We start from the raw sequence: 8,013 nt of genomic DNA on the forward strand, positions 1-8,013 counted from the left end.
GTGCGCCTGGGCGCACTCCTTCCCTCGCATCTCGAGGAGCCGTCATGTCGCAGTGGGCCGCTGCACGTCGTTCGTATGTCCTCCGGTCGGGGAGTGCGCTCGCGCTAGCCCTGGGCCTGCTCGGCTTCGCTGCGCCGGCGTGGGCGCAGCGGCCGTCCGTCCCGGCTCCCTATTCGGAGTGGCAGGACGCGCAGGAGCGCGAGAAGGACGCGCAGCCGCGCGAGTTCTCGCTGATCAACTACTTCTTCACCCGCGCCACGCTTACCAATCAGTTGGGTGATCCCTCAGGCCTCAAGGGTGTGTCGCTCGGTCCGATCGGGCAGGTCGGCGGTAGCTCCGTGCGCGTGGAGTCCGGAAAGACCAACGCGTACATCGAGCAGCGCTGGATTCCCGTCATCGAATACACGCCCTGGTTCGTGGATGGGCTCGCCGCCTTCCGTGCGCAGATGGAGATCGACTACCTCTGGGGCCGGTCGGCGAACACCGTCCAGCAGAACGAGGGCGGCGGCTTCAACGCGGACCAGATCAACATCCAGACGAAGAACGTCAACGTCGCGTTCTATCCCTTCCGCGACCCCACCAAGCTCACGTTGCTCATCGGAACCCAGAGCGTCTACGACAGCTACCAGGACCCCACCCGGACGCCACTCAACGACATCACCCGGACCGGCTACAAGCTCACCTTCCTCGGCTCGGATGCGACCGGCCTCTCGGTCTTCAGCTCCTACAAGGGGCACGCGAAGCTGAGCTTCCTGCCGCTGGGAAGCGCGCAGTCGGACAAGGCGGCGCGCGACGATCCACGCCTCAAGTACGTCTACCTCATCAGCGCCGACTACGTGTACCCATTGGCGCCGAACACGAACGTAGGCGCGTCCTTCTGGCGCCTGCGCGATGACACGAAGGGCGACGCCTACGCGTACGAGGGGCTCGTGCGCAGCGGTCCCTCTTCCACAGGCCTGGGCGGCTTCACTGGCGTGCCGCGCTTCAACATCGAGCGGCCCAACGGCACGGTCTACTGGGCGGGCGCGCACTTCAACCACAACATCGACTTCCGCATGGGCCGGTTCGGGGCGAGCGGCTTCGCCATGTACAACTTCGGCCGCTTCACGAGCCAGAACCCCGATACGACCTTCAACAAGCACGTGGACATCAGCGGCCTGTCGGCTGATGCCGAGTTCCTGTACCGCTACGGCCACGGCGCGAACGACATCGTGCGGCTTGAGGGCCTGTTCAGCACGGGTGACTCGGACCTGAACGACGACAAGTACAAGGGCGCGTTCACCCTCAACGAGTACGGCCTGCCCGGGGCGGTGTGGTTCAACCACGGCATGCTCCTGCTGTTCCCCTTCACCAGCACGGTGAACAACTACACGGGCGCAGTCACGGACATCTCGAACCAGGGCTACGGCCTGCGGACACTGCTGGCGAGCGCCTCCCACGACTTCATCCCCAACAAGCTCAACCTCAAGCTGGGCGTGGGCACGGCGATGAGCGGGGTGAATCCGGTGGCGCTCGCGGATGCGACGTCTGCTCGCGGCAAGTACATCGGCACCGAGATCAACGCGGAGCTTCGCTACACCATCCGCTACCTCATGACCGTGGGCCTGCACGGCGGCTACATGTTCAAGGGCGATTTCTACGACGGCATGCCGCGCGTCTCCGCGAACCCCTACGCCCTCTTCACCACCTTCACCTGGTACGCGTTCTAGCCATGACCATCGCTCGAGCCCTCAGCCGCGCGGGCCTGCTCGCGCTCGCGGTCCTCGCCACCCCCGGCTGCGCCACCTCCTACGCGAAGCGCCCGCCGCTCTCCTTCGAGGAGCTGCCCTACACCTCGCTGGACGGCAAGCCCTGGCCGGTGAAGCAGCTCGCGCTGCCCAAGACGGCCGCGCTGCACGGCATGGTGAACCCGCCGCGCATCGCCTACGTGGAGCTCAACCCCCAGGGCACGCGCACGCTGCTCTTCGTGCACGGCCTGGGCAGCTATCTCAAGTTCTGGCGCTACCAGCTGGATGCCTTCGCCGCGCAGGGCTACCGCGTGGTGGCGCTGGACCTGCCGGGCTACGGCAAGAGCGAGAAGCCCGCGAGCTTCCCGTACACCATGGAGGCCATGGCGGACGTGGTGCACGAGCTGGCCGAGAGCCTCGGCGTGCAGAAGCCCGTGCTCATCGGCCACTCCATGGGTGGGCAGACGGCGCTCTCCTACGCCATCCGCTACCCGGACGCGCTCGAGGCCCTCGTGCTCACCTCGCCCGCGGGCTTCGAGAAGTTCAGCCCGCGCGAGAAGCTCTGGTTCCAGCGCGTCTTCAGCACCACGCTGGTGAAGACCACGCCGGAGTCCGCCATCTGGGGCTCGGTGCGCCAGGGCAACTTCGAGAACTGGCGCAAGGAGCTGGAGTGGCTCATCGAGGAGCGGGTACGGCTCAGCACCACGCCCGCCTTCGACGCGTACGCCTACGCGCAGGTGCGCAGCGTGGACGGCCTGGTGCACGACGACTTCGTGCGCGACAGCCTCTCGCGCATCCAGGTGCCCACCACCATCCTCTTCGGCGGGGACGACAAGCTCATCCCCAACCCCTTCATGCACGGCGGCTACGCGCGCGACGTGATGGCCTACGGACAAGCGGGAATCCGGGGAAGCACGATGGTGGAGCTCGCCGGGTGCGGACACTCCGTGCAGCTGGACTGCCCGGAGCAGTACAATGCCGCCCTGCGGCGCTTCCTGGAGGGACTGGGCGCGTCGCGGTAGGGAGGCCTGGCGATGCCCATCGAGAGCGACTGGCTGCTGCGGCGCGCGGAGGCCGACCCCGAGGCGCTCGCGCTCGTGGACGCCGCGCGCGGTGGGCAGCGCCTGAGCTACGGCGCGTGGAACGCGCGGGTGAACCGCACCGCCCACTTCCTGCGCGACTCGCTCGGCATCACCCACGGCGAGCGCGTGGCGGCGCTCGCCCACAACTGCACCGAGCTGCTGGACCTGCTCTTCGCCTGCGCGAAGCTGGGCGCCATCTTCCAGCCGCTCAACTGGCGCCTGAGCGCGCCGGAGCTCGCGCTGCTCGTGTCGGACGCGGCCCCGCGCGCGCTCGTCTACGGCCCCGAGCTGCGCCCCACGGCGCAGGCGCTGCGCCGGATGGTGCCGGGCGTGCTCCCGCACTACGTGGCCCTGGACCTTCTCGAGGACCTGCCCTTCGCCGCGCGCGAGGCGCACCCGGACGCGGAGCTCCCCGCGCTCGCGCTGGACTGCGGCGACCCCTGGGTGCTGTGCGGCACGGGCGGCTCCACCGGCAGCCCGAAGCAGGCGGTGCTCACCCACGGCTCCATGCAGGCCAACGCACAGAACACCGTGGCGAGCTGGGGGCTGGACGCGAGCGACGTGGCGCTGCTCAACGCGCCGCTCTTCCACACCGGCGGGCTCAACGTCTTCACCACGCCGCTGGTGTACGCGGGCGGGGCCTCGGTGGTGTGCCGCGGCTTCGACGTGGAGCAGGTCTTCGACCAGGTGCAGCGCGGCGCCGTGAGCCTGCTCTTCGGCGTGCCCACCATGTTCCTCGAGATGCAGCGCCACCCCCGCTTCGAGCAGGTGGACTTCGCGCGCCTCAAGCTCGTCATCAGCGGCGGCGCGCCGTGCCCGCCGCCCGTGTTCGAGCGCTTCTTCGCGCGCGGCGTGGACTTCCGCACCGGCTACGGCCTCACCGAGGCGGGGCCCAACAACTTCTGGCTCCCGCCCGAGCAGGTGCGCCGCAAGCCGGGCGCGGTGGGCGTGCCGGTCTCCGGCGTGGAGGCGCGGCTGGACGGGGAGGGCGCGCAGGGCGAGCTGCTGCTGCGCGGGGCGCACGTTTGCGCGGGTTACTGGAACTGCCCCGAGGAGACGGCGCGCGCCTTCGACGACGGCTGGTTGCGCACCGGGGACCTCGCCGAGCGCGACGCGGACGGGCACTTCCGCATTGTCGGCCGGCTGAAGGAGGTCATCCTCTCCGGCGGCGAGAACGTGTACCCCTCCGAGGTGGAGAGCGTGCTCTCGGGCCATGCCGCCGTGGCGGAAGTGGCCGTCATCGGCGCGCCGGACAGCACCTGGGGTGAGGTGCCGCATGCGCTCGTCGTGGCGCGCCCGGGCTGTGCGCCCCTCACGCTGGAGCTGCTGCACCGCGTCTGTGAGGGAAGGCTCGCGCGCTACAAGTGGCCGCGCTCGCTGCAGCTGCTGCCCGCGCTACCGCGCACCGCCGCGGGCAAGGTGGACCGGCGCGCGCTGATGGCTGCGCGCAGCGCTTCGTGAGTGGCTGTTAGCAGGGGTGGCTTGCTAACACCCGTCGGTCCCGCGTGACGGCGCAATCGCGCATCGCCTGTCTCAGCTAAAGCGCAACAACGTAATAAACGGAACACTGTGCCTTTACTCACAGTGAAGCCTGCACTCGAGTTCGAGCAGAGCTGGAAAGCAGTAGATCTTCGCATCTCCCCTAACCCCCGGAGGTGCAGTGAAGACTTCATCCCGACTCGCTTTAGCCTTCTCTCTACTGTCTGCGGCGATATTGGCCGAGCCCGCTTCAGCAGCAATTGTTTGCACGACAGACGCCCAGAGAGCATGCACCACTGCCAATGGTGCTTCGGGAACTCAGACTTGTGTGGAGGACTATGACACTCGGAACAGGCGGTACACGTTTTGGGGTGACTGCACGCCCGCTCCGGCTCCTGAAACCTGTAACGGGAGAGATGATGATTTTGACGGTTTTGTCGACAATCAGCAGTATGGCTATTCTGGCCCATTGACGCAGTCTTGCGGCGACTCTCGCTGCGTTGCGACGCAGACTTGCACCGCGGGCGTTTGGGGCGCGTGTTACGCCGTTCCTGCTTACAAAGATTGCAATACTCAGGAATGCACATACCCCAATGGCCAACTGACCGTCACGCCGATCGTTGGGATGTCCATCTGCCAGGGATCGCCAGACCCCGCTTATGTCGGGTGTTTTGCGAGCAAGCCGGACGGTACCTTCTATCAGCCGTCGGAAACCTGTAGCGCGGAGCCGCCGACCTGCAGTCCGACGCCGGCGACCATGACGTTCAATTCAAACGGTCCTGACGCATTCCCGGCAGCGTGCTGGCGCCCCTTCCTCAACGACGGCAACCCTTTCAATCAGCCGATTCCCGATACCGCCAAGACGAATCACGTCGATGCTACCAAGTCGAGCCGTCTCCAGACCGTGCTGACGCAATGGGGAAATCCGCAGGAGATCCTTGGTCGGCTCGACGGTCATGCAGGTGAGCCCACGTACTACGCGCAAGTGACAGACCCCACATACACCATCAAGTGCGCCAATGATTTCGAGGGCGGGGCGTTGGACGGGTCATGCCCAGTCAATGACCAGCCGGTGCACATTCCCAAATGGGCGATGCCGGAAGGCGGGAAGTTGATCGCGGACATCACTCGCGGCGTGGCCAGGCCGGATGCGCACCTGACCGTGATTGATCCTCCATCGGCTAATCCTCGCTACGAGTGGGACATCTGGCAGGTGCAAGCGCCCCAGCAGTCGCCTCAGCCCACCACACTTCCGCAGACGGACGGCGTAATCACGGTGAGCTACGCGAATCGGATCCCACTCACCAATAACGGGCTGCATAATGCGCGCGCGGGAACTGCCGCGTGGTTCGCCAATACCTTAGGGCGTATCCGTGTCGAGGAACTCGAGGCGGGGCAAATCAACCACGCGCTCATGATGGACATCCCCTGTCACAATGATTTCGATGGACCAGCCCGGCTCGCGGCTTCCACCGAGCGTCGTGGCGTCGTTTTCCCGGCTGCGGCGAAGGGACGGTGGTGCTCGACCCCCCCGGAGAAGCCTGGCGACGTGGACTATCGGCCCTATGCACCGAACGCACCTGCCATGGGTGCGCATATCTTCTATGATCTGACCGCCGCGCAGATCGATGCCCTGCGTCGCCCGAGTGACAACTCCCCGTTGCCGGCGTGGAAGCGGACGATCCTCAAGGCCCTAAATCAGTACGGCGCCTTCGTAGGTGACACCGCAGGTTCTTGGGGCTTCGAGGTGGAGTCCGGCTACCAATACTATTCAACCCCTTCAGGCGTGCGCCGCTGGTACGACACCGGCAGGAACCTCGGCTGGCGGTTGTACTGGGGGGAAGACGGTGTTGAGGGCACCGGGGACGACCGCTACTTGGGGCGTCTTCAGGAACGCGTGTTCCCAGACAACCACGCTACCGACGAGGACGCGACCGTCATCAACTTCGCGGCGCACCTTAAGGTGCTCGATCCGTGCGTGTCGCAGAAGACTTGCAGTTCACCGTAAATCGTAACGTTCTGCAGAGAGGGCGTCCTACCCTCTCTGCAGTTGTTGCTGGGCTACGGCCTAATCGTGCTTCCCCACGACGACCTTCATCAGGAAGGCATCAGACATCGGCCAGCCACCCACCGCAGGTGACTCCACGCGGCGCGTGCCGAAGTAGACGACGCCCGAGTACGAACCCGCGACGAGGAGCGCTCCGTCACTCGTCGCAGCGAGCGAGGAGGGGTTGACGTTACCCGGCTCGGCGCCACAGCGCGCATCCGCGAGGGGCTGCTCGGCCTGCAGATTGCCACTTGCGTCGAGGACCAGCAGGTGGCTGCCTCCGCAGGCGGTGCCGCGCAGCAGCGCGAGGCCCCCGCCGGGAAGACCCGCGGCGATGCGCCCATAGGCGGGAACGAACTGTGCCCACCGGGGCGCCCCCGCGGCGGTCGCGGCCAGCGCAAACGCGGCGACGACGGACTGGCCGGTCGGGCCCATCTGCTCGTACGTGAGCTCGCTGCTTCCCCAGTGTGCGCGGCCATGCAGGCTTCCGAGCAGGTACACGCCTCCGCTGCCGTCGAGCACCAAGCGCACGACATCGACGATCTCGGCCTCCGGCAGCACCGGCGTGCTCCACAGCAGCTCACCCGAGGGGCTGAGCTTCAGCAGGTGGCGGCCCGTCCCAACCAGCTGGCGCGCACCGAGGCGCACCGGTCCCCGCTCCACGTAGAGCACCGCGTTGCCTCGCTCATCGAAGGCGCCTGCCCGGATGGAAGACCCGGAGCTACCTTGGAGCTCCTGCACCACGTGCCCCTGCGCATCGATGACCTGGCCGAGCAGGGAGGCCGTGCTGAACTCGGGCAGCACGAGCGCGGTGCCTAGCGGAGAGGCGACGACGCCATCGCGCCAGATGGAGACGAGGCGCGGCAGGGAGAGGCTCGCGACCAGCTCCCCGCGGGGACTGACGCGATGGATGCGCGCACCCGACTGGGGCCAGACGAGCGCCTCGCCTGACGCGGTCACCGCGGGAGCGTCCGAGCCATCCTCCCGGGCAGGGAGGTCGAGCGACCACGCGAGCGCGCCCTCCGGGTCGTAGCGGCGCACGCTCGCCTTCGACTCGGAGCCCAGGATGCTGCGCAGCTCCGCGACAGCGCCACCATCGGGAGCAGCGGCTGCGAAGAAGTCCGTGTGCTCCGCGCCAGGCACGGTGATGAGCCACTCGGAGGCAGGCTTCGGCGTCGAGGCAGGCGTGGTGTCGGGAGGGGTCTCGGCGGGGGCTGCTGGAGGCGCTTCAGGGGGCTGCTCCCAGCCCGCGCTCTGAGGCGCGCCTCCGCAGCCACCGAGAACTGCCACTGCCGCCGCCACTGCGAGTGCCGCACGAACCATGGCCCGCCCGTCCTTCCCGTTCCCCGAACCGCACGCCAGGGTGGGAATTCACCCCACGGGAAGGAAGCCCAGCGGCGGGCGGCTGTTCAGAAGTCGGGTGGCTCGAGGGCTCGGGCGGAGGGCAGCGGACACTGTGCTGCCCTGGGGGCCGGAGTTGTGCGGGGAGGGACGCGGGCTCGCAGCCCCACGTCCCTCACCCCGACCCTCTCCCAGAGGGAGAGGGAGGACACGGCTAGTTGGACTGCGCGAGATGCAGAAGGGCTCGCACGGGGTGTGCGCCCGGGAGGTAGGCGAGAGGGCTGGCGTGTTGCATCCCTGAGGAGGCACACGTCATGGCCCGAGCTGCTGCTGCTGC

General features: G+C 67.5%; 5 protein-coding genes. 4 read left to right on the forward strand and 1 reads right to left on the reverse strand.

Annotated features, from left to right (window positions below):
* The first annotated feature begins 44 nt into the window (after positions 1-44).
* The 4 genes from FGE12_RS14385 (at position 45) to FGE12_RS14400 (ending at position 6,296) form a co-directional block, all read left to right on the forward strand.
* Positions 45-1,709 carry a hypothetical protein gene (locus FGE12_RS14385; RefSeq protein ID WP_153867032.1) on the forward strand — a complete coding sequence of 555 codons (1,665 nt, stop codon included), beginning with the start codon at positions 45-47 and terminating at the stop codon, positions 1,707-1,709.
* Between the two features lie 2 nt (positions 1,710-1,711).
* The gene (locus tag FGE12_RS14390) at positions 1,712-2,749 is read left to right on the forward strand and encodes an alpha/beta fold hydrolase (protein WP_153867033.1); all 1,038 of its coding nucleotides are present in this window, start codon (positions 1,712-1,714) and stop codon (positions 2,747-2,749) included.
* 12 nt (positions 2,750-2,761) lie between these two features.
* Positions 2,762-4,270, forward strand: coding sequence for a long-chain fatty acid--CoA ligase (locus FGE12_RS14395; RefSeq protein ID WP_153867034.1), 1,509 nt, complete (start codon positions 2,762-2,764; stop codon positions 4,268-4,270).
* A gap of 643 nt (positions 4,271-4,913) precedes the next feature.
* Positions 4,914-6,296 (forward strand): hypothetical protein, encoded by a 1,383-nt coding sequence (locus FGE12_RS14400; protein WP_153867035.1) that lies wholly within the window; start codon positions 4,914-4,916, stop codon positions 6,294-6,296.
* 60 nt (positions 6,297-6,356) lie between these two features.
* Here FGE12_RS14400 and FGE12_RS14405 read toward each other — a convergent pair whose 3' ends face one another.
* Entirely contained in the window at positions 6,357-7,658 is a 1,302-nt protein-coding gene (locus tag FGE12_RS14405; protein ID WP_153867036.1) for a hypothetical protein, read from the reverse strand.
* Positions 7,659-8,013: the final 355 nt, after the last annotated feature.

Origin of the sequence: Aggregicoccus sp. 17bor-14, from assembly GCF_009659535.1 — a bacterium.
Classification (GTDB): Bacteria; Myxococcota; Myxococcia; order Myxococcales; family Myxococcaceae; genus Aggregicoccus.